The sequence below is a fragment of the Phaeodactylibacter sp. genome, from assembly GCF_022763345.1.
Taxonomy (GTDB): domain Bacteria; phylum Bacteroidota; class Bacteroidia; order Chitinophagales; family Saprospiraceae; genus Phaeodactylibacter.
Genome location: NZ_JALEGS010000086.1, coordinates 51,848 through 74,419 on the forward strand (window position 1 = coordinate 51,848; position 22,572 = coordinate 74,419).

17 protein-coding genes are annotated in these 22,572 nt (G+C 53.3%); 3 read left to right on the forward strand and 14 right to left on the reverse strand.

The features are described from left to right. Positions 1 to 81 precede the first annotated feature (81 nt). The 5 genes from MRY86_RS22210 to MRY86_RS22230 all read right to left on the reverse strand — a co-directional run bounded on the left by MRY86_RS22210 (position 82) and on the right by MRY86_RS22230 (position 3,739). Positions 82 to 777 (reverse strand): hypothetical protein, encoded by a 696-nt coding sequence (locus MRY86_RS22210; protein ID WP_293562895.1) that lies wholly within the window; start codon positions 775 to 777, stop codon positions 82 to 84. Next, positions 759 to 1,970: a GlmU family protein gene (locus MRY86_RS22215; protein ID WP_282776499.1), complete on the reverse strand. Its 1,212-nt coding sequence runs from the start codon at positions 1,968 to 1,970 to the stop codon at positions 759 to 761. Before MRY86_RS22215 ends, MRY86_RS22210 begins: the two co-directional genes overlap by 19 nt. A 249-nt stretch (positions 1,971 to 2,219) precedes the next feature. Beyond that, entirely contained in the window at positions 2,220 to 2,507 is a 288-nt protein-coding gene (locus tag MRY86_RS22220; protein WP_293562891.1) for a type B 50S ribosomal protein L31, read from the reverse strand. A gap of 93 nt (positions 2,508 to 2,600) precedes the next feature. Continuing rightward, a complete protein-coding gene (locus tag MRY86_RS22225; protein WP_293562889.1) occupies positions 2,601 to 3,176 on the reverse strand; it encodes a PepSY-associated TM helix domain-containing protein in 576 nt (191 codons plus the stop codon). Positions 3,177 to 3,274: 98 nt separating this feature from the next. Then, a complete protein-coding gene (locus tag MRY86_RS22230; protein ID WP_293562887.1) occupies positions 3,275 to 3,739 on the reverse strand; it encodes an Lrp/AsnC family transcriptional regulator in 465 nt (154 codons plus the stop codon). 294 nt (positions 3,740 to 4,033) lie between these two features. On the opposite strand from MRY86_RS22230, the gene MRY86_RS22235 reads away from it, so the two are divergent. Together MRY86_RS22235 and MRY86_RS22240 are read left to right on the forward strand one after the other, a co-directional pair. Further along, positions 4,034 to 5,305, forward strand: coding sequence for a cystathionine gamma-synthase family protein (locus tag MRY86_RS22235; RefSeq protein WP_293562885.1), 1,272 nt, complete (start codon positions 4,034 to 4,036; stop codon positions 5,303 to 5,305). A 30-nt stretch (positions 5,306 to 5,335) separates the two neighbouring features. Beyond that, positions 5,336 to 7,171 (forward strand): glycoside hydrolase family 15 protein, encoded by a 1,836-nt coding sequence (locus MRY86_RS22240; protein ID WP_293562883.1) that lies wholly within the window; start codon positions 5,336 to 5,338, stop codon positions 7,169 to 7,171. A gap of 32 nt (positions 7,172 to 7,203) precedes the next feature. Here MRY86_RS22240 and MRY86_RS22245 read toward each other — a convergent pair whose 3' ends face one another. The 8 genes from MRY86_RS22245 to MRY86_RS22280 form a co-directional block, all read right to left on the reverse strand. Next, positions 7,204 to 8,001 (reverse strand): SDR family NAD(P)-dependent oxidoreductase, encoded by a 798-nt coding sequence (locus MRY86_RS22245; protein WP_293562882.1) that lies wholly within the window; start codon positions 7,999 to 8,001, stop codon positions 7,204 to 7,206. 422 nt (positions 8,002 to 8,423) lie between these two features. Continuing rightward, entirely contained in the window at positions 8,424 to 9,800 is a 1,377-nt protein-coding gene (creD, locus tag MRY86_RS22250) for a cell envelope integrity protein CreD (RefSeq protein WP_293562881.1), read from the reverse strand. Between the two features lie 415 nt (positions 9,801 to 10,215). Continuing rightward, positions 10,216 to 10,500, reverse strand: a complete 285-nt coding sequence (locus tag MRY86_RS22255) for a hypothetical protein (protein WP_293562880.1) — start codon at positions 10,498 to 10,500, stop codon at positions 10,216 to 10,218. Between the two features lie 136 nt (positions 10,501 to 10,636). Further along, entirely contained in the window at positions 10,637 to 11,281 is a 645-nt protein-coding gene (locus tag MRY86_RS22260; RefSeq protein ID WP_293562879.1) for a response regulator transcription factor, read from the reverse strand. A gap of 51 nt (positions 11,282 to 11,332) precedes the next feature. Then, entirely contained in the window at positions 11,333 to 13,417 is a 2,085-nt protein-coding gene (locus MRY86_RS22265; protein WP_293562878.1) for a YCF48-related protein, read from the reverse strand. Between the two features lie 95 nt (positions 13,418 to 13,512). Continuing rightward, entirely contained in the window at positions 13,513 to 15,465 is a 1,953-nt protein-coding gene (locus MRY86_RS22270) for a sensor histidine kinase (RefSeq protein ID WP_293562876.1), read from the reverse strand. Between the two features lie 57 nt (positions 15,466 to 15,522). Further along, positions 15,523 to 16,248: a gluconate 2-dehydrogenase subunit 3 family protein gene (locus tag MRY86_RS22275; RefSeq protein WP_293562874.1), complete on the reverse strand. Its 726-nt coding sequence runs from the start codon at positions 16,246 to 16,248 to the stop codon at positions 15,523 to 15,525. Next, positions 16,248 to 17,954: a GMC family oxidoreductase gene (locus MRY86_RS22280; RefSeq protein WP_293562872.1), complete on the reverse strand. Its 1,707-nt coding sequence runs from the start codon at positions 17,952 to 17,954 to the stop codon at positions 16,248 to 16,250. The genes MRY86_RS22275 and MRY86_RS22280 overlap by 1 nt, the downstream gene beginning before the upstream one ends. 145 nt (positions 17,955 to 18,099) lie before the next feature. On the opposite strand from MRY86_RS22280, the gene MRY86_RS22285 reads away from it, so the two are divergent. Next, positions 18,100 to 19,329 carry a serpin family protein gene (locus tag MRY86_RS22285; RefSeq protein WP_293562870.1) on the forward strand — a complete coding sequence of 410 codons (1,230 nt, stop codon included), beginning with the start codon at positions 18,100 to 18,102 and terminating at the stop codon, positions 19,327 to 19,329. Positions 19,330 to 19,599: 270 nt separating this feature from the next. Here the strand turns inward: MRY86_RS22285 and MRY86_RS22290 are convergent, their stop codons facing one another. Then, complete coding sequence (locus tag MRY86_RS22290; RefSeq protein ID WP_293562868.1) at positions 19,600 to 22,422, reverse strand: T9SS type A sorting domain-containing protein; 2,823 nt, start codon at positions 22,420 to 22,422, stop codon at positions 19,600 to 19,602. Positions 22,423 to 22,572 lie beyond the last annotated feature (150 nt).

A 22,572-nucleotide genomic window follows, 5' to 3' on the forward strand; every position in this document is an offset into this window, starting at 1 on the left:
TTCATAATCAGGTCTGTAGCTACGACTAAAATGCTGCTCAGGTAACGCTCGCCGATGTACCAGCAAGGGAAAAACAGCTTTTCACCTCACCACGCCCCCATCACTCACCAAAATCCAGTTCCCGTGGACGTCCAGAGAAGTGGCATTGGGGAAGACCTCCTGGAAAATGTTGGTGTAGAAGGCCTCCGTATCCCGCTTATCATCCGGGTTGCGGTAGAGGCAGTTGTAAAGGAGCACGCCACCCGGTTGCAGCAGGCCACGGAGCGTTTCCAGGTAGGAGGCAGTGAGGAAAGCAGCGGGGATGACGTCATCCAGAAAGATATCCATACAGATGAGGGCGAAGGTTTCGTCCAGTTGCTGCGTGTAGGCAAAGGCGTCGGCGCAGATGGTGGTGACCGGGGAGGACAGCCCGCTCAACGCATAGGTGTTGGCGAGGTAAATGACGTGAGGGTCCAGCTCAACAGCCAGGTAGCTGAAATCCTGCTTGAAAACGCGCTCCAGCATCACCGGTACCGAACCCAGCCCAAGCCCCAGCAGCAGCACTTCCCGGCCAGGCAGGCGGGCAAAGTCGATTTGCCGGAAGGCATACAGGAAGTTGGTGTACAAGTCCTCGTAGGAGTAAATAGCGTTAGCGGTAGACAACTGGTACCGGCCGTTGCGCATACTCACGTACAAATGCGGATTGACCTCGCTGGGCGCACTCTCCACATGCACCTCCGTGAGGTAAGACAGCCATCGTTTCCAGCGGGGGACCTCCATCAGTCTTCTTTTTCCCATTTGCGGTACTGACGGGTATCTTCAAAGACCCGCAGCAAAATGAGGCGCTCCTGCACGGAAAGGGTATGCCCCCGGCGCTCCATCACCCGGTCCATCGTCTCGAAAGCCTTGTCGGAACGGTAGGTCTGAAAACCCTGTTTGCCGCCCCAGGCAAAGGAAGGGATGAACGTACGTGGGAAGCCCTCACCAAATACATTGGTACACACCCCAATCACCGTACCGGTATTGAGCATGGTGGAGATCCCCGTTTTGGAGTGGTCGCCCATAAACAAGCCGCAGAACTGCTGCCCGGTCTTCACAAAGCGCTCTTCCTCATAGCTCCACACCCGCACCTCATCGTAGTTGTTCTTGAGGTTGGAAGCATTGGTATCGGCACCGATGTTGCACCATTCGCCCAGGACGGCATTGCCAAGGTAGCCTTCATGGCTTTTGTTGCTGTTGGCCAGCATGACCACGTTGTTGATTTCCCCTCCTCCTTTGCAACCAGGGCCAAGGGTGGTGCCCCGGTATACTTTGGCGCCCATTTTCAGAATGCCGCCCTCGCCCAGGCTGAAACCACCGCGGATCATACAGCCTTCCATCACCAGGCTGTCCTTTCCGAAGTAGATAGGGCCATCCACCGTGTTCAGGGTGGCACACTCTACATTAGCGCCTTCCTCCAGGAAAATCTGTGCCGGATCGCCGACCACCCGGTTGCTCGCGCTCAGGGGGGCAGACTTGCGCCCTTTGGTAAGCAGCTCGAAGTCTTCGGCGATGGCCTGCTGATTGTGGCGGTAGATATCCCAGAGGTAATCGATCTTCAGGTACTCCGTCCCCTCCAGATCAAACCCGTTGAGCTCGCTGATATCATCATCGCTGATGAGGCGGCTGATCTGCTCTTCATCCAGTTTGGCCACGATGAGCTCTTCCCCCCGGAGATAAGCCTCGTTGTAGTCCATCTGCTTAATGAGGCGGACCAGCTGAGGCGAAGGCAGTACCGAGCCATTGATGATGTAATTGTCTTTGCCGTACTCAATTTCGAAGCGCTCCGCCAGGTAGTCCTGTGTGATGTAGGAAACCGGGGCGTCCATCCAGCGTTCCCATTTTTCGCGAATGGTCAGAATCCCCATCCGGAGTTCTCCCACCGGGCGGGTGAAGGTCAGCGGCAGGAGCCGGTCACGGACTTCGTTGTCAAAGAGAATAATATTGGGCATAATGGTCTTTAGTAGTTTGACGGAAATAAGCTAGACCGTTTTTCTTTAGGCTTTTGCGTCCCGGTTTGACCGGGACGCAAAAGCCAAAACAGCCTAGCTTATTTTGTTTCCGTCCCTTAGGGTTATGCGGCAAATATATAGAGGCGGACCAAGCTTTCCACCATTTAAAGGCAGAAATAACAAACGAAGGGGTAGCTTTGCACATTTTGCAAAACTACCCCTGCGGGAGCGGCGAGTGCAGCAAAAGGTCTAGCCTTCCTGCTCTTCGTCCTCTTTTTTCTTAGCGAAGCGCGTCTTAGCGAACTTCTTGTTAAACTTATCGATACGACCGGCGGTATCCACAAACTTCATCTTACCCGTAAAGAATGGGTGAGAGTAAGCGGAAATCTCCAGCTTGGCCAGTGGGTACTCGTTGCCGTCTTCCCAGGTGATGGTATCCTTTGTAGCCACACAAGACCGTGTGATGAAAGAATCACCGGAAGAGAAATCTTTGAACACTACCATGCGGTAGTTATCTGGATGAAGATCATTTTTCATTGCGCTCGTTACTTTAGCTTCTTAAAACGGAATGCAAAGATAGGCTTTTTCGGGAAAGTGCGAAAATTTGAGGGCGTATTATTTCAATTGCATTTAATCCCGATGCTTTCGGTGGCGTTTGGCTGCCCGCAAACGCTTGGGGCCGTACCAGAGCCAAAAGCCGGTTATCGTGAAGATCAGCAGCGCCAGGGCCATGATGGTGGTGTAGACGAGCTTGAAGTAGCCGCCTCCGATGCCGAGCGGGCCTTCAATGATCGAACCATCGTGCAGGGCTTCCAGCCAGTCGGAGTGGCGGGTGGCCACTTGCAGGACTTCGCCGGTGGCTCCATCGACCTGCACTTCGGTATGATGGCCTTCAAAGCGTACCTTGACCACACCCTTGCCGGGCCGCAGGTCCATGCGGTCGATCGTAGTGCCTGCCTGTGGGTCTGCCGCTTCCAATGCAGCTATGGCCCGGTTGGCGAGTTCGTTTACAGGCATCCATTCTGTAAGGCTTTGGGAGGTACCGCGCTGGGTTGAGGGTAAAATAGCCCCGCCGCTGTGCTTTTTCCAGCCCAGAAAAAGACCGGAGATGGCAATCCAGAAAAAGAAAAAGAAAAGCAGCGCTCCGGTATACCGGTGGAGACTGCGAAAAGTACGGAGCAAGCTGGCTTGCTGTTTGGTATTCATACGGTTCGTTTGCAATAAAAGCGGAGACGAAGGTAAGCATACCACTCCGGCTCAACCGTATGCCAGCAGTCAAATTCAATGATCAGGCTGGGAGGGCACTATTCAATGGGCACATTAATTTCCCATTTCACTTCCTTCATGACGAAAGAGCTTTGTACATGGCCAATATTGTCAAGGGTGGCCAGTTTGGTGGTGATGAAAAAGTGGTACACTTCCATATCCACCACGGTTACTTTAAGCAGATAGTCAAAGTTGCCTGCAATGTGGTAGCACTCTGACACTTCCGGCAGCTCAGCGATCTGTTCCTCAAAGCGTTCCAGGTATTCCTTGGTATGTTCCTTGAGCCGCACATTGCAAAATGCCATGAGGTGGTACCCCAGCAAATCCTTGTCCACCACGGTGGTGTACTTTTTGATGTAGCCGGCGTCCTCCATCTTTTTGATCCGCTCATATATAGGAGTAATGCTCATTCCCAGCACACTGGCAATTTCCTTATTGGTGGCCTTGCCGTTGTCCTGCAGCATCGTCAAAATGCGGCGGTCGATCGCATCTAAAGCTTTCATTGGCGAAAAAATTTCTATCGTTAGGGATGTTGTTCGACCTAAAAATAGGCTTTTTCTTTTACACGGGGTAATAAAAGTGTTGTTTTCCCGGTGTTTCCCTCCATATGGGTTTTCTTTCTCGACCGCCCTATTTTTGTATGGTAATGGCTTCACAGTGTTATGCCTGTCGTTCAGGTACAATATCCGGGCCCCCTGCTGACAAATGTCGTTGCGTTTTCAGGCGCAGTGCTTTAGATTAATTTAACCTAACCAAATTGGGGTGCCATAGCAGCACCTTACTAAAACCAAATAATTATGAAGTTCAAGCCAGAAAGCCTTATGATGTCCCATGGTTACAAACCGGAGTGGTCGGAAGGCGCCATCAAATGCCCCATTTTCCAGACGTCTACCTTTGTGTTTAAAAGCGCAGAGGAAGGCAAAGCTTATTTCGAGCTGGCCTATGGCCTTCGGGAGCCCGATCAGGGAGAAGCGCCGGGCCTCATCTACAGCCGGCTCAATAATCCCGACCTGGAGATTCTCGAAAACCGGCTATGCCTGTGGGATGAGGCCGAAGAATGTGCCGTATTCGAAAGCGGTATGTCTGCCATTTCCACGGCGATGCTTGCCTTTCTCAAGCCAGGCGATGTATTGCTGTACAGTAAGCCGCTGTACGGGGGCACTTCCCACTTCATTACCGAAGTCCTCACCCGCTGGGGCGTAGAGATACAAGGTTTCCAACCTACCGAAACGCCTGATGCGATCATCCGCCGTGCCCGGGCAGAGGGCTGGGCAGACCGTCTGGCTATGATCCACATTGAAACGCCTGCCAACCCCACCCATACCCAGATTGACATCCGGGGCATGCGGCAGATTGCAGATACGCTGGGAACGGAAGACCACCCGGTGCGTGTGGCCGTAGACAACACCTACATGGGCCCGCTCTGGCAGCATCCGCTGAAGCATGGTGCCGATTTAGTACTCTACTCCGCCACCAAGTACATCGGCGGGCATAGCGATGTCATTGCCGGTGCCTGCCTGGGCAGCCGGGAGGTCATGACGCCCATCAAAACCCTGCGGACCTTCCTTGGCAATATGGCCGGCCCCTGGACCGGCTGGCTGCTGATGCGCAGCCTGGAAACCCTCAAGGTGAGAATGGAACAGCAGTGCGCCAATGCCCAAAAAGTAGCCGATTTCCTCAGCCACCACCCGAAAGTGGAACACGTGAATTACCTCGGGCTGCTCACGGAAGCGGATGGGGAAGCCTACCGCCTGTACCAAACCCAATGCGAAGCACCGGGCGCTATGCTTTCCTTCGATATCGTGGGCGGGGAACAACAGGCCTTTGCCTTTCTCAACCACCTGAAGCTGGTGAAGCTGGCCGTGAGCCTGGGCAGCACCGAATCCCTGGCACAGCACCCGGCAAGCATGACTCACGCCGGTATCCCCGCAGAAGAACGGGAAGCCATGGGCATACGGGATCAGCTCGTGCGTTTATCGGTGGGCGTAGAAAATGCAGATGACCTCATCCGGGATCTTGGACAGGCCTTATCGGCAGTGCCCGTGCCTGAAGAAGTGAATGTATTTTGAGCAAATCGGGCTGGGATGCGTTAGTGAAGTATGAACAGTACACAGCAAAAGCGCAACCCAGCCTACCTTCCCATTGCAGACTACGGTGTTATTGGTAACCTTCATACCGTAGCCCTCGTTTCCAGAGAAGGCTCGATTGACTACTTACCCTTTACCCGTTTTGACTCCCCTACCCTCTTTGCCGCACTGCTCGATAAGGAACAAGGCGGCAGTTTCCAGATTTGCCCGGCAGATGATAACATCCGCATCAAGCAGCTCTACCTCCCAGATACGGCCATACTGCTCACCCGCTTCCTGTCCGAAACGGGCATGGCGGAACTGACGGATTATATGCCGGTAAAAAACAAGGAGGAGGGCTGTGCTTTAGTCCGCACTCTGCGGTGCATCCGCGGCAAACTGACCTTTAATTTAAAGTGCGCTCCCCGCTTCGATTACGGGCGGGAGGCGCCGGCCATTGAGCAGGAATCGAAAACCTCTGTGCTATTGTCAAATCCGGTGTGCAAACTGTCTGTCCGCCTGCGCAGCAATACCGCCATGGAAGCCCGGGAGGATGGCGTTTACACCACTTTCGAATTGCAGGAAGGCGAACAGGCCACTTTTGTGATGGAGGCAGTGGAAGACCGGGACGCTGTCTCCCGGCCGGTCCGCTTTTTCCAGGAAGAGCTGCTGCAGCAGACCATGACTTTTTGGGAAGAGTGGGTCAATCAGACCACCTACAAGGGGCGCTGGCAGAGCACCATCCGCCGGTCGGTCATCACGCTCAAGTTACTCACCTCCTACCGCTATGGCTCAACGGTAGCCGCTGCCACTTTTGGACTGCCCGAGGAGATCGGTGGGGAGCGCAACTGGGATTACCGCTATACCTGGGTGCGGGACTCCGCCTTTTCCATGTACGCCTTCCTGCGCCTGGGGTTCCGGGATGAAGCACAGGCTTTCATCAACTGGATTATTGACCGATGCAAGGAGCTCGACCATGCCGGTAATCTGCGCCTGGTCTACCGGGTGGATGGTTCTGACAGCCTGGAGGAGGAGAGCCTGGACCATCTCGAAGGCTACCGAGGCAGCCAACCGGTGCGCATAGGCAATGCCGCCGCCACACAGTACCAACTCGACATTTTCGGGGAGCTAATCGATACCGTATACCTCTACAACCGCTACGATAATTCCATCACCTTTGAGTTTTGGCAGGAGCTCCGGGAAATTATTGACTACGTGAGCGACAACTGGCAACGCGAAGGGCACGGCATTTGGGAAGTGCGCAGCGGCGAGCAGGAGTTCCTCCATTCCAAGCTCATGTGCTGGGTGGCCCTGGACCGGGGGATCCGCATTGCCCGCGACCGGTCCTTCCCGGCACCCAAGGAAAAGTGGCGGAAGGTGCGCAATGAGATTTACGAAGATATTTACTACAACTTCTGGAATGAGGACAAGCAGGCTTTCACGCAAGCCCGGGGCTCGGATGTCATAGATGCCTCTGCCCTGCTCATTCCCATTGTGCGCCTGCTCAGCCCCTATGAGAAGCGCTGGCAATCCACGCTCAAGGCGATCGAGGAGGAGCTTTCCGCCGATACGCTCATCTACCGCTACCGCACTACCGCCGGTGCTAAGGATGGACTAGAGGGTGAAGAAGGCACTTTTTCACTCTGCTCCTTCTGGTATATTGAAAATCTGGCCAAGGCTGGTCAGGTTACGAAGGCCAGGCTATACTTCGAGAAGATGCTCGGTTATGCCAATCACCTCGGCCTTTTCTCAGAGATGATTGCCCTGAACGGAGAACAGGTAGGCAACTTCCCACAGGCTTTCACCCATCTTGCGCTGATCAGTGCCGCGCTGCAATTGGATTATATGCTGGATAATGGGGTGCAGTAGTGGGGGTGTTCCACAAGTTCTTCTGTTTCTTATCAGGTCAATAACGCTTCTGTGTGCCGGATAAGGGTAGCAATAGCCTCTCTATCCCTGGCAGCGCTGTAGAGCTTCCCGAATGCGCCGTCGTCATTATCAAAGTATTGACCGGAAGCCCCCTCGTATCGTTCATCCACTGCCAGCTCATACAGAATATCGCCGCCTTTTTCGGCCGGAGATTGATGGTAGCCAAAGGCCTCTTCCACCATTTTGGTGTTGAGCAGAGAGCCTGGATTGACGACGATGGCTGTTAGTTGAGGCTCGGTTTCTGACAGGTGGGTATTCCACATCGCCAAGGCGAGCTTACTTTGTCCGTAGGCAGAGCGGGCAGACAGGTCATTATCCCCCTCAAGCGCTTTCAGTGAAACCGGGGCCTGAGCCGCAGAGCTTACGTTGAGGATACGAGCCCCCTTTCCCTTTTTGAGCAGAGGCAGCAGGGCGTTGGTCAGCAGATAGGGTGCAAAGTAGTTGACGGCGAAGCGGATGTCAAAGTCATCGTCGGTCTCCGCTACCGGACTTTCAAACACACCGGCGTTATTGGTGAGGACATCGAGCTTCCTTACTTCCCGTTTAACCTGCTCTGCCATTTTTTTAACGGCGTTCAAATCGGAGAAATCTGCGGTAAAGCTCCCTATGTTTTCATTGCCGCACTGGGATTTGACTTCCGAGAGAACGACTTTCAGTTTTTCCGCGTTTCTGCCGTGCAGGTACACTTCATGTCCATCTTTAGCAAGCTTTATAGCGGCTAGTTTCCCAATGCCGTCAGTACTGCCGGTGAGAAGGATCGTCTTTTTCATGCGTTGGTGGTTGGTTTGCTATTCAATACCTAATCAGGTCAAACTGTTCGGTCCGATGGCTAGCGATATCTGATGGCAGTGAAGTGCGACACCCGCTGGGGTCGGTTCCAAGGTATAAGCTTAAGGTTACTGATGTGCGACCCCCGATAGGGGTCGGCTATTAGTAAAAAGCAGCTTTCATCATTTAATTGACGCCGTAGGTGTCACACTTACCAAAGGAAATAAAACCCGTTTCGACAATCCGGTTTGCGCCTTGGGGTCTGAGCTTAGGGCTGCCAATTGACGCCCCCTATGGAATAGCTTCCCGTTTGATCGGTGCTGGAGAAAGTCCGTTTTTTACAGAAATATGGTGGATGCAACGGTCCCCCTATGTACCAACACTTGGCAAAAGCAGCCCAAAGAGTGATATTTCAACATCATTCTTACTCCTCCCGCTTCAACCCATACCAATCCACATTCCGCGTCAGGTACATGATGACGGCCAGGATGAGCAACAGTCCGAGGCTGCCCATTAGCAGGGCGTAGTCCTGCAACTGCAGGATGGAGTAGAAAAAGCCGTATAGAATAGCCAGAATGCCAAAGACCATGACGGTCAGCTTGCGGTTGCGCAGCATAAAGTAGCTGTAAACGGTTATCAGCAGTAAGATGGCGGCACAGGCGATCCAGTAGGCCGTATCGAAACTCAGGTGCTCGGAGAAGGACAACAGCAGGATATAAAACAACACAATACCCGCTCCCACAAGCAAGTACTGAATGGGGTGCAGCCGCTTGCGGTTGAGGATTTCGATGAAGAAAAAGGTCAGGAAGGTCAATAAGATGAAGTAAATGGCGTACTTGGCGGAGCGCATCGTCTTTTGGTACTCATCGATGGGCAGGAGTAGCTTTAGCCCGAAGGTACTGGCCATGCGGCGGACCGGGTCAGTGCCGTAGTAAGTGGGATCCTGATCATTGCTCTGCACAAACCTCCCCACCCCCTGCTGCGGATAGTTGCGATTGAGCTGCAGCACCTGCCAATCGGCAGTGAAGCCACTGTCGCTCACCACCCGTTCGTCCGGCAGGAAGGCACCTTCGAAGCTCGGTGCCGTCCAGGTAGAAGACAGCTGTACCGTAGTTGTTTTGCCGAAAGGCGTAAAGTGCAGGTCAGTACTGCCATTGAGGTTGAGGTCGTAGGCGAAGCTGATATTGCTGTCAGCCCCCCGAGGCAGAGGAAAAGGCACACTTGCCCCGGAACTGTAGATGTCATTGGTAATCGTCCCCGGACCGAGCTGCAGCGTGGTGTCGTTGAATTGTACCGCGATAGCCGCTTCCACCCCCTTCATATCACTGATGCCAATGGTGAAAATGGCTTCTTCCCACTGCAAACTCTCTTCCGGCACGGATAGCGCATCTGCCCGCAGCCCGGAAAAATGCCCGCGGACAGCAAGCTGCGCATTGTACAGCACTACCACATAAATACCCCGGTAGCGCTTTTGGGGCAGCAGCTCCCCTTCTACTGCCAACGTGTCTGGCAGAAAATGAGCATAGCCGCGCTCCGTCACAAGCTTCCCCTCCGAATTGGTCAGCACCCGCTCGTAGGGTACGGAGAGCACCGGGCCGGCTACCGTCTGCGGGCCGCCCCATTTAGCGCTCACCTCTTCCACCGCATTATCGCGTATACTTTCCCGCTCCATAATCAACGAATTGACCATGCTGGCGGGGATCAGCAATATCAGGACCAGCAGGCCTACGGTCAGCAGCTTGAGGGTGACGGAATTGCGGGCCCAGTTGTTGAGGCGGTCGAAGAAGGAGGAGGTGCTCATGTTTGCGGGGTTGGTTTCCTTTCTCAAGATAGCATCTATTCTTCTTATGGGATCAGGTTAAGAGATAAATATCCCTGGTTTTCCCTGACATACCCAAAATCAGAGCTCCTTCGCGATTCTATCCGGATACTCTGCATCGTTACGGATGGTCAGTATGACGACTTCATCCGTTTCGATTCGTATATGATATAGTATCTTGTATTCAAATGCTTTGGTATACCTGACCTCCTTAGTACTATCGTGGTACTCGTAGAGAGGGTGTATTTCAGGAAGCTTTCCAGTTTCCCGGTTGCTTCGCTAATGAGCTGCTGTATTTTCTTTGCGTAGCGCTTTCCGTTGATGCGCTCTTCAAAATGATAAACCTCCCGACGGCGATTTTGGGCATACCGCGTAAATACCACACGATATATTTTACCTACCATGAACCCGCTTCTTTGCTGGATTCATCCAGCGTAATGAATCGCCCATTCTCATAATCTTCCATCGCCTTGCCTATTTCCTCAGTCATTGCTTCACGGGACAAAGGGCGTAAGTGCCTGGAATAGTCTGCCTGTTGCTGGCGTACATCAGTTTGGTCAAGTGCCAGGGGTTGATAAGCCTCAAACAGCCTTTCTGCCATATCAGCCAAAACCCCCAGAAGCTTCTCGTCCGCCTGTTCAATGCGAAGGTGTAAACGTTCTTTTAATTGCTCAGCACTCATGCGTTTCTCATCTTTTGAATCTCCTTAAGATAACGATATTACCTCAAAAAGATTTACTAATCCGGGAATATTTTCTAACCAGGCTTTTTCATTAGGCACAGATTCAGGCAATCTCCTACTTATTCAAAAACCAAATTCACCCCTCCACCAACCCATACGCCAGCCCAATCCGCACCAGCCCGGCGGTATTGCGTGCGCCCAGTTTGACCAGGAGGTTGCGCCGGTGCGTCTCTACCGTAGCAAATTTGATGGACAGCTTTTCGGCAATTTCGGCGGTGGTGTATTCGTGGATAATCAGCTGCAGGACCTGCCGCTCGCGGCGGGTCAGCACCGGGAGGACCGGGTGGGCTTCCTTTGGAGGTGCGGCGCTCAGGCTATCCATGACCGCTTCTGCCACCTCAGGGCTGTAGTAGCGCTGCCCGGACCCAACTTTACGAATGGCTTTGAGGAGTTCCGGGGTATCGGCGCTTTTGAGCAGGTAGCCGGCGGCGCCTTCGCGGAGCATGGCTTTGACCATACTGGCTTCCTTTAGGGTAGACAAAGCTAAAACAGCAAGGGCTGGAAACCGGTGATGCAGCGCCCGGCAGGTTTCCAGCCCGTTCATACCTTCCATATTGATGTCCAGTAGTACCACATCGGTTTCGACCTGCTCCAGGAGCTTGAGGGCTTCTTTCCCGTCATTGGCGGTGCCTGCGCATTCCAAATCAGCGGCTTGCGCGAGGGTGAGCTTCAGCCCGTCTACCACCAACTGATGGTCATCTACGATTAGTACCCGGATCATGGTTGCTATGCTTGGTTACTTTGCTAAAGTAAGCCTTTTACACCAATGCCGCTATGGCTGCGCTTTGATGACTTTAGCTTGATAATGCCGCTGCCCATCGGTCAACCGCAGCAGGTACAAACCGGGCGCCCAACCGGTAGTGGAAAGCTGAGGGGTGGCGGTTTGCTGGGATACCAGTTGTCCGGCAGCGCTGTAGACTTCAATCCGGGCATCGGTGCTAAGTTGATCGGGCAACTGTAAGAACAGGGTGCCGGTGGTTGGATTAGGGGCGACGTTCAGGTGCTGTGCCGGGTAGCTTTCTGGTGCGTTGGTGAGCAATTCTGTTTCCAGCCGCTCAATATTACCGGCTACACCAGCTACCCACAATCTGCTAACTGATGTATTCGTGGCAAAGTGAACATCGGTGATTTCCAGACTAATATCGTGCAGGCTGGACCAGCTTTCCCCTGCATCTGTCGTTTGGTAAACCCTGCCAACAATGGAAGTACCGCCGTAGAGATACCCCAAGGTATCATTTACAAAATCAACCCCTGCCCAACGGATATTTTGAGAAACCGAGCTGGATGCCCAGGTCAACCCGCCATCTACCGTTTTCCAAAGGTGGTCTGACAAATCCCGGTTCACAATCCAACCCGTATCCGGGCTGGTAAAGGAAACCTCCAGGATATTCAGGCCGTCCGGTAAATCAGCGGGGACTTGAGCCCAGCTGGCGCCGCCATCTGTTGTTTTAATCAGGGTACTCTGACTACCCACTGCATAGCCGGTTTGTTCGTCAGGAAAGTCGAAGCTGCGCAGGCGCTCTACCCCATCCACAGTTAGCTCTGCCCAGGTTGCACCATCGTCTTCAGTGCGGTAAATGGCGCCCTCTCTCGCAACGACCATGATGCTGCTCCCCACCTTTTCCAAACCATAATCCAGGCTACTCTCCGGCACTTCAAAGAGCTCTTCCCAGGTTGCTCCGCCATCGGTGGTCCGCAAGACATGCTGACTGCCCGAAAGCCAAACTTCCTGCTCGGAAATCACCAGGATTTGCCGAAGGCTGTTTTCAGTAGTAAAGCCCTGAAGGCTTAACGCTTCCCAGTTGTCCCCTCCATCGGTGGTCTTTAGCACCGAACTTCCGCCAACGGCCCAGCCATGGTCAATATCCCAGAATGCGATTTCCTGTAATCTCACCCGGAGGCCCGGGACCAGGTTTTCGTAGGAATCACCCGGCTCCGGCGAATAGTAAACGGAGCGATAGTCGCTACCGATCCATGCCCGGCCGTCCGGAAGGGCGTACAATCCATTATTGATGCTCCCGGTTAATGCCCTCGACCAGGTCTGGCCACCATCTGTGGACTGATAAATGCCTGCATCAAAAGAAGTAGCAACGATAGACTGTCCGGCTTCATCCGTAAACATCATATCATCCGTGTAGTTGCCGAAGGCATTATCGGCGATTTTTTCCCAGGTGAAACCGCCATCTGAGGTTTGGTAAAAGTCTTCCCGGAGTGAGGCATAGCCATTGAGCTCGTCAACAAAGAGCGGCTCTACATATTCTTCCAGCCCCTCGGCAACCATCACCTGCGCCCAGGTTTGACCGCCGTCCTGCGTGATGAAGAGTTGCCCGTCCCGGTTGCCGACCCAGCCGTGGTTGCTGTTAAGGAAGAAGATATTGGAAATAAAGCCAACATTTTCGGGGGTGATGTCGGTCCAGTTCCCGCCTCCATCTGTGGTTTTGAGCAGGGTCACATAATTGGCCACAAACAGCTCATCCGGCTGCAGTACATGCATGAAGAAGGTACTGCCAACGCCTTCCGGATCGGGCAGCTTTTCCCAACTCTGCCCTTCATCGGCAGAGCGCCAAAGGTCATTGCCGGCAATCCAGGTAGTGTAGGTGCCATCGCCATTGGGTACGCAGTCGGCTTCCCGCTGTGTTCCAATGAAGTTTTCGCCAATGTAAGCCCAGGTCTCCCCAAAATCCTGGGTTTCCATAGCCAAACCATCTTCTCCGACCATGACGCCAAAGCCACCGGGGCTCATGGCAATATCCAGGACATCGCGAAGATCTTCAAAGGGGTGCTGCCTCACCCATTCCTGGGCAAAAAGGGGGATTAAATTCAGAAATAAAACAAAGGTAATCAGGCGCTGTCGCATAGCATTTGGTTTTTTCCAAATGTCCGAACATTACTTCGGGCCTGCTTCATGGTTTTCTGCAGGAAAGCTTCTACCGGAATTCCAGTAGAAAAGCATCAGAGCGGTAGCGCAATACTTACGCTCGTTCCTTGTCCGGGGGCCGTATCAATATCCAAATCGCCCTTCAGGTAGTCCACCCGGGAGGCTATGCTGCTCATCCCCAGGGAAGCTTTTTCCCTGGCTTGCTCCAGATCAAAACCCCGGCCATCGTCCTCAACCGTAAGAAAAAGGGTTCCATCCCTTTGCAACAACTGTATCAGCACCTGATTAGCCTGTGCATGCTTAACGATATTATTGGTGAGCTCCTGCACGATCCGGAACAGGGTCACCGCAACTTCCTCCGGCAGGCGCGCTTCCAGCCCGATCACCTGGAATTGGCATAGGAGCCCCTCGGCGTCCAATTGGGCAGCCAGGTCTTCCAGTGCGCCTTCCAACCCCAGCAAGGTAAGAGAACGCGGCATAAGATTCTGCGCAATTCTCCGAAGCTCCTGACTGGCATCGGCTGAAATGGAGACCGTACGCTGCGCCAAGCCATCATCATGAGCCGTGGCCCTCCGGGCAAGCTCAGATACATGCCGCTGTATAGCTGTGATCATGCCGCCCAGGCTGTCGTGCAGGTCGCTGGCGATCCGGGAACGCTCCTGTTCCTGCCCCTGAATCACAGACTGCATAGCAGAAAGGCGGTTTTCCTGTTCCAATTGCAAAATGCGTTGTTCCTGAAGGGCTTGTTCCTGCTCGGCCATCCGCCGGTTGGCAAGGAGCCGCTGCCGCAGAACCAGGAAAATCAGCACTGCCAGGATGGCGAGCAACAGTGCTGCAATGAGCAGAGCGTTGCGCTCCTGGGTTTTCTGTTTCAGTTCCAAATCCTTGATTTGCAGGGCCTGCTCCTTTTTTTCGGTTTCGGCTTTGACCCGCAGCGCGTTTAGGTTTTGCTCTACGGTGACGCTGGTCAGGCTGTCTTCCAGGGCTTCGTAAGCTTCGAGATAAGCCAGAGCTTCGGCTGTTGCACCGCGTTCTTTCTTCCACTGATAAAGCCTATTCAGGGCGCGGCCCCGGCGGTAGGGCACATGGGCTTCCCGGTAATAACCGAGCGCCTGCTGCATTGCCTGCTCGGCAGCCTGCCGATTACCCTGCTTGTAGTACAGCTTGGCCAGGTCTTCGTAGCACCAGCCGGCACGGTAAGGAATACCGGATTGTTCAAAGTACTGTATGGCTTTTTTCAACTGGGCTTCCACTGCGGCCTCTTCCTGCGTAGCAAACATGTAAAGGGCAATGTGTGCTGGCTGCTGCATAAGAGCTTCATCCGGCTTTTGCTCCCGCTTGTAGTCATCCCAAAGCTGCTGAAACTGCCCCATTTTCTCAAACTGCCCGGTCTGGAAATAGTATTGCAGCAACTGAAAGAGCAGATACCCCCGGTCCGAGCGAAGAGTACTTCTCTGCACGTGCTGATGCGCGAGAGTGGCATAGCGGTTGGCCTGAGCGGTATCCTGTTTTTCGCTGAAGAGCTGAAAAAACCCAAGGTAGGCTTTCCAAAGTTCTGCCGGGCTGCCCGCTTCCTGAAAAGCAGCCTCCGCCTTATTCCAGTAAAAGTAAGCACTGTCTGGCTGCGACAGGCGTTGATGAGAAAGGGCCAGATTGTTGTACACACTGCCAGTGAGTTCCAGAAGACCGGCTCGTTCTGCAAGGGCAACTGCCCGATAATAATACGCTAAAGCTTTCTGATATTGACTTTTCTTATGGTACCACCGACCAATGATGATGGTAGATTCTACTTCAGGGCCAGGCAATTTTAATGCCCCGGCTAATTCAATGGCCCGCTGACAATAAGAGACCGTACTATCTGCCCCCTCCTCACTGTACAGCCGGCAAAGAGCACCCAGTACAGGCAGTTGTGCAGCTTCATCTTCTGTATTGGCCAGTACAGCCAGCAGACTGTCGGCCAGGGAAGAACGGGCAGACAGTCCAACATGGGCAGACAAGCTCAATAGCAGCAATAAAATGCGCCACATATTTTTGGGATTTTTACGCCACATAAGGTACGGGCTTATCCCATGCCTAGCAAGATTCTACGTCAGCAGATTGCCATTTTCATCCCATTCTGCCATTTCGTTGCGGGTATCGTGGTCGATACACTTTGACAGCCATTCCTCCTCTCCGGTGATGCCATGCTTTCGCAAAACTTCCTCGGGCGGGCCGTCCCAGAGGTTGGGGGCATTGCCTTTATAGCCCAGGTCCTTGATGCCTTCCTTGCTGGTAAAATAGCCGGTCGTGACCAGTCGCCGCAACAGATCGAAAAAAGCGACTTCCGGCTTCGGGACTTCGGCAGGATCTTCGGGCAGATAGGCTATCTCCTCAATAATCGCCATTTGTTGCTCCTCCGTAAGCGCCATGAAATCGTTCTGATCAAACCGCTGCAGGGACGCCCGGCTCAGCCAGGCCAGCCCGCCACGCAGGGGCAGCTGAAAGTCAGGAAAGTCCAGCGTCATGAAATCAATGAAATCGGTAACGCCGGTGGCACTTGCTGCCGGGCCCTGTTCATCAGCAGGCAGGATGATGTCAGCCAGATGGTCCAGTATTTTCCGTTCGCTTTCGCTAAAAAAGGGGGCATTGGCATGTAGCCTGGCATCGCGCCGCAGCTCTTCAGGGATCCGGGTGCCCTCGTACGGAAATGGATTTTCAGCAGCCGTTTTGCCCGCCGGTGTGGTATCGGCTTCGCAGCCGGCAGCGGTGAATAGGGCAGACGTAGCGGCAGCCCCAATCAGTAAGCTTTTGATACTTTCTCGGCGGTCCATCAGAGATTCATTTTTTTGAGTTCGGAAATGATGTGGTCGCTGGTGCGCCAGGCGAGTGCCATAATCGTCCAGGTCGGGTTTTTGTCGGCCTGGGAAGGGAAGGTGGCAGCATCAGTGATGAAGAGATTAGGCACCTCATGCAATCGGCCGTAGCCATTCGTCACGGAAGTCTTCGGGTCGTCTCCCATACGGGCAGTACCTACCTCATGGATGATCTCGCCCGGCTTATTCAGCCCGTAGTCATTCGCTGCGGTCTTTTTGCCAGACAGGATTTTTGCGCCCATATTGGTCAGGATTTCCTCAAAGGTGTCCTGCATGTGTCGGGCCTGACGTCGTTCGTAGTCCGTCCATTTGTAATGAAAGCGCAGGACCGGGATGCCCCACTCATCGACTTTGTTGGGGTCGATTTCACAATAGTTGTCGTACTGCGCTACCGATTCGCCCCGGCCGGACATACCGACGAAAGCACCGTAGATGCGGCGGAGCTCCTCTTTATACTTTTTACCGTAGCCACCGGGGGTAATGCCCAGTGCCCGTTGTACCTCGGCCTGATTGAAGCCGTACCCGTACTTGGGCATACTTTGGCCGCCCCAGGCTTCGATGTGGTAGCCGCGCGGGAAATCTAGCTTTTTATTGTCTTCCCACCAGGGCGAATACACGTGTAGGCCCCCTACTCCATCTTCGTTGTACCGGTCGCGGTCCATCAAAGCTGGCAGGAAACCGTACATACTGGAGCCGGTGGAGTCGTGAAGATAGCGCCCGATCACCCCACTGCCGTTGCCCAGCCCCCCTTCTTTGGAGTTGAGCAAAATACGGGCGGTAGAGCAAGCCGAGGCAGCCAGGACAATGACCTTGCCCTTGATTTGATACTCCTGCCGGTCGGCTTTCTTGACGTAGCTGACGGCTTTGGCCTTGCCATCCGGGCCCGTTTCCACCGAACGCGCCATACAATTGACAAACAGGTCAATCTGCCCGCCGGCTTTCTGGGCCGGGAAGATGAGGCAGGAGCCCGAGCTGAAGTCGGCATATACCATACAGGATCGGCCGCACTGCCCGCAGTAAAAGCACAAACCGCGCTCTTTATTGATGCGCTTGGTGAGCATCGACATACGGGAAGGGATGACGGTCACGCCAGATTTCCGTGCCCCTTTGATGTAGTACCACTCGTGCAGGCGTGGTTTGGGCGGGGGCAGGAAGAAGCCATCGGGGTCGTTGGGCAAGCCTTCGTTGGTACCGAATACGCCGATCAGCTTATCGACTTTATCGTAGTAAGGCTTGATATCCTCGTAGGAAATGGGCCAGTTGGCGCCCAGCCCGTCAATATCTTTTCGGCGGAAATCGTCGGGGCCAAAGCGCAGGGAAATACGCCCCCAGTGGTTGGTGCGCCCGCCCAGCATCCGGGAGCGGAACCAGCGAAAGTCGGTCCCTTCCACCTGAGTATAGGGTTCTCCCTCGATTTCCCATCCGCCCCAGGCCATGTCAAAGTCGCCAAAAGCGCGGTGGGTGTTTGCGCCACGGCGGGGGCTTTCGTAGGGCCAGCGCATTTGTGTTTTGGTGACCGGGTCGGCCGGGTCAAAGTAAGGCCCGGCTTCCACAATGGCTACAGAAAGCCCCTGCTCCGACAGCACCTTGGCCGTCATGCCGCCGCCGGCACCGGAGCCTACGATGACGGCATCGTAGGTTTTGGTAGGTTTCTTGATTTCCACGATTGAGTTTTGATTGGTCTCGTGCTAAAATTAGAAAAACTAAATACGGATAAGGTACTTCGAATGTCAAATCCATAATCTTTATCCGGCACCCAACTGTTTTTAGGCTACTCTCGTCTGTAACCCCAAAATAAATCCATCAAACATGAACAAGACCATTTTTCTTAGCCTGTTGTCCGCCTTTATTTTCTGGCAATGCGATACCGCATCCAACGAACCAGCCCCCTACCTGCCTGTCACCGCCGACATGGAACAAGCCGCTGACATGAATCAAACCCTAGGCTGGGACCTCTTCCATCAGGAGCAGCAAGCCTTGCCACAGGAGAACATCCTCATTTCGCCCTACAGCGTGCAAACGGCGCTCTTCATGGCGCAAAACGGGGCACAGGGCAGCACCCTGGAGCAAATGCTGGACCTCATGGATGGCAGTAACACCAGCGTGGAAAGCCTGAACCAGGCCCACAAACAGCTCAATACCCTTCTCACCACCCCCGCTGACCACCCTGAAGTGACGGTCGCCAACAGCTATTTCTACGATGCAGAGCGTATTGACGTGGAGCAGGCCTTCCTGAACCCGTTAAGCGAATTTTATGCCGCTTCCTCCGAGAGCCTGGATTTCCGGCAGGAGGAGCAAAGCAAACAAACCATCAACAACTGGGTATCGGAAAAGACCAAGGGTAAAATCCCTGCCATCGTAGAGGAGATTACTTCTGAGGATGTGGCTTTTCTGATCAATGCCCTGTACTTCAAAGCAGACTGGCTGGCCGGATTTCCGGAGGAGCTGACCTTTGACGGTACCTTCCAAACGGCAGCGGGCGGCACAACAGAAGTCCCCTTTGTTAATCAAGATGCCAGCTTCCTCACCGCTCAGGCGGATGGGCTGCATATGGTGGACCTCCCGTTCAAGGATTCCACCTACAGCCTGACCCTCATCATGCCCGACCCGGAGCAGCCGGATGCGCAGTGGCCTACCTCACTGACCAAAGAACGCTGGCTGGCGCTGTACGATGCCATTCAGCCCGGCAGGGCCATTGTACAGTTCCCCAAACTGAAGCTGGAATACGGAAACAACCTCGTCGGGTCCCTCCGCAACCTGGGCATGGAGGATGCCTTTTCTCCTGCACTGGCGGACTTTCAGCCCATGGGGAGTGCGACCAACGGGCAGAATATCTTCATCAAACAAATTGCGCACAAAGCGGTGCTTGAAGTAGATGAGAAAGGAGCAGAAGGGGCTGCTGCCACAAGTATTGGCTTCGGCACGACCTCTGCCCCACCCTTTTACCGGTTTGACCAGCCCTTTGTCGTGGTACTCCGGCATATTGAGACCAATACGATGTTGTTTACGGGGTATGTGGCGGACCCGTCAGTGGAGTAGACCGGCAACTACGGAAGCAGCGTGCCCGACTACTGACTCCAACGGTTGGGCACGCTGCTATATGGAGGAACTACTGGTGCTTTGTCTAGTTTTAAAAGCTGAGTGTCCGTAGATGAGTTGAAGGCGCTACGCCTCTGGCTGGGGATAACATGCGACTTCTCCGAAGTCGGTCTCCCGTGGTGTTGCTAAGGTTAGAAAGGTGTAACTTCTCCGAAGTCTTGCAGCACTTACTGGCTTGGCTACACGATTCATTTGATACTTTACAGCGCATTAGTGTACTACGATTTTGCCCGTATTAACCAACTCTGCCCCCTGACTAATGACGTAAAAGTAGAAGCCACCGCTTAACCCGCGGCGGTCCAATTGAAACTGCGGACCCCTAAATTGAGCTTCCCTGACCTTACGTCCCTCGACGGTGAACAGCTGAAAGGTGACAGGCTTATTTTCCAGCCCTTTCACCTCAAAGGTTGCGGACTGATAAAACGGGTTGGGATAGACCAGCACCTCCACAGTTGGCAAATGCACCGTGCCTATATCCACCACTACAAAATCTTCTCCAATGGTGTGGTAGGTGGTATTGGTAGCAATAGGTGGATTAAAATCAAAAACAATAGAGGCCTGATTTTCAATAACGGTGCCGATTGGGAGATTGGGTTTCGGTTCGATTTCAAAGGTGACATAGCCCTGTGAGCCCAGCCAGTTGACATTGCTATCCGGGAGCATTATTTGTTCGAAGGTGAAGGTCAGCACTCCATCTTCACTCAAGTCCGCTTCATAGCTGTGGCTCCCCGCCCCAGGCTTAAAAGTACCGGGGTCAAGGTGGGGAGAAAGGATGTCTTGCAGCACAACCTTTCTTGCTGTATCTGTTCCTGTGTTCTGAAACTCAATAAAATACTCCAACGTCTCTCCATTGTTTATAAAGTGTGCTTCCTGATACCCTTTTGGCTCGGCTGACTTCTGATTGGGGTCATATGCGGCTACCACTTCCTTGCACAACAGGTCCACGAATAAATCGCTATCATCGAGTGGGAACTGCCCTACAAACCCTGTACTCACGCTTTGATTGCCGCTCACACAGGCTTCCACGTGGGCACTCGGCATGGAAAACCCGGGATGGAAAGGCACCTGCGGGCTTTCAATGCGGTAAAATGCACCAGTGCCGGGTAAGGCGATCTCTATCGAATCTCCGCTTTCCAGCGTGTAGGGCTCGATCATCATGATCACGTCATCCTCTACCACCAGGTAATTCAAAGCCTCCTGCATATTCCCGATGCCTACGTTTTTTAATTGGAGTTTTACTTCATCTCCTTCGCAGTAAGCGCTTGCCTGAATACTGGCTCCAGACCAGGAGGGGTCGACCGGCAAACAGGTTGTATCCGGATAGATATGGGCTTCCGTGCAAAGGCTTTGGCCCAACAGTTCTATATCGCAGCCAACCATCAGGTTGACCGTAAAATTCCCACACTCCAGGGGGCCAACTGCTCCGACATCAAAGGTAAAAGTAGCCCCATCCTGGCTGAGCACCGGTATAGTAGCCCCGAGGAACTCCAAATCTTCATCAATGCTCAAATCAACGGTAACGGTACCGGCAGTTGTAGACCCTTGGTTACAATACTGTACATTTATGGCTGCTTCTTCACACAGCCGGAAACGGGACGCACTGGTGTTGACCTCCATCAAAGGGCAGTCGCCAATACTCTGAACCGGCATATCTACCCCAACAGTATCTCCAAATTGGGCCATTACAACAGGTATACTCTCCTCGCAAGCCACCCAGAATGCAGAGGGGGTATTCACCTGTACCTCATACGTCCCGGTATCGACCCGAACCCGGTAAAACCCAAGCTCATCTACCAGGCCGTAGTAGTTGCGGGTACTCCCCTGGGCTGTCACGACCCAGTTTTCAAACCCTGTTTCGTCCACCCCGGCCAGGCAATCCTCATTGAGGTCGTATTTGACAAACCCTTCGATGACATTGGTAATGGCGTTTCCGGCTGCGTCTGTTTTGATTAGGTACAATTCCGAGTATTCCGGGTTAAGGCTCTCTCCGCTGGTTGAGCCCACGATTATAAACCCGCCGTCCGGGGTGACTTTGAGGTCATTACCTGAATTCCGGCCAGGAAAGCTGTAGAATTCCTGCTCCCAAAGCTCATTGCCATTGCTATCGGTCCTAACCAGGCCTATTTTTGAAATGCCGTTCGACTCGTACTTTTCATACAAATAAGCAAACCCGCCATCGTTCGTTTGGACCAGTCCTGTAACATAGCGCGCGGGCCATTCCTGAAGCCACAATTCTGTTCCGTCGGGAGCAATTTTGACCAGCCATGTGAAGTCGTTGCCTTCCCCTATAAAAGCGATATTCCCATCTGTTGTCGTAGCCACAGCCCTTACATACAGCCCCTGATAGTCCTGGCTATTCCATTCTACGTTACCATTCTGATCCAGCTTCGCCATGTAGAAGGAGTTATTAAAGGCATTACGGGAACCCGCTACAAAGTAACCGCCATCAGGGGTAGCCGCCAGCTGGTAGTCGAATATCTCGAAAGACCCAAACAGCCCGGTGTACCATAGCTCATTGCCTGCTTCATCAATGCAAGCCACGTAGCCAGTGGTCGTGCTCGGATTCCCGATGCCCCCGGCAAAGGCATAATGCCCTGTGGTGCCCTGCACAATTGCCGAAACCCGCTGGTTTTGCTGAGCAGACCCATAGGTATATTGCCAGATGGTATTCCCGGCCCGGTCAAATTTGGAGATTCTTACATCATTGCTATCGGAGGGGGAAGCAGTGGATAAGTTATCGGCCGAAGCGAGCTGCCCATCCATGGTCGTAATGATATCACCAGTAAGGAGCCCTCCCGAAACATTGGTGGCTCCTGTTTCATAACCTTGCTGACTGACCGTCATCAAACGGGGAGAGGAATCGAAAAAGCTATGGACCAGGTAACTGCTGTCTGCTTCTACAAATACCTGGTTGCCAAAGGAGCTAAACGCTCCGGGAAACACCCGCTCCCAACCCTGAGTAAATCCAAGAAACGGCATAATGAGCAATACCACACTCCCCACAATTCTATTAAACAGTCTGCATCCTTTCATTTTAGTAGCTTTTGTTGATTCCTTACAAAAGTGGCGCAGTTATCATCGGCAGACAAATACAATTTTTCTATTTTGCATCACATTATTCTCCTTATCTGGAACCATAACCCTTTTAAAACTTGTATTTCAATTCTAATTTTGCATCAAAAA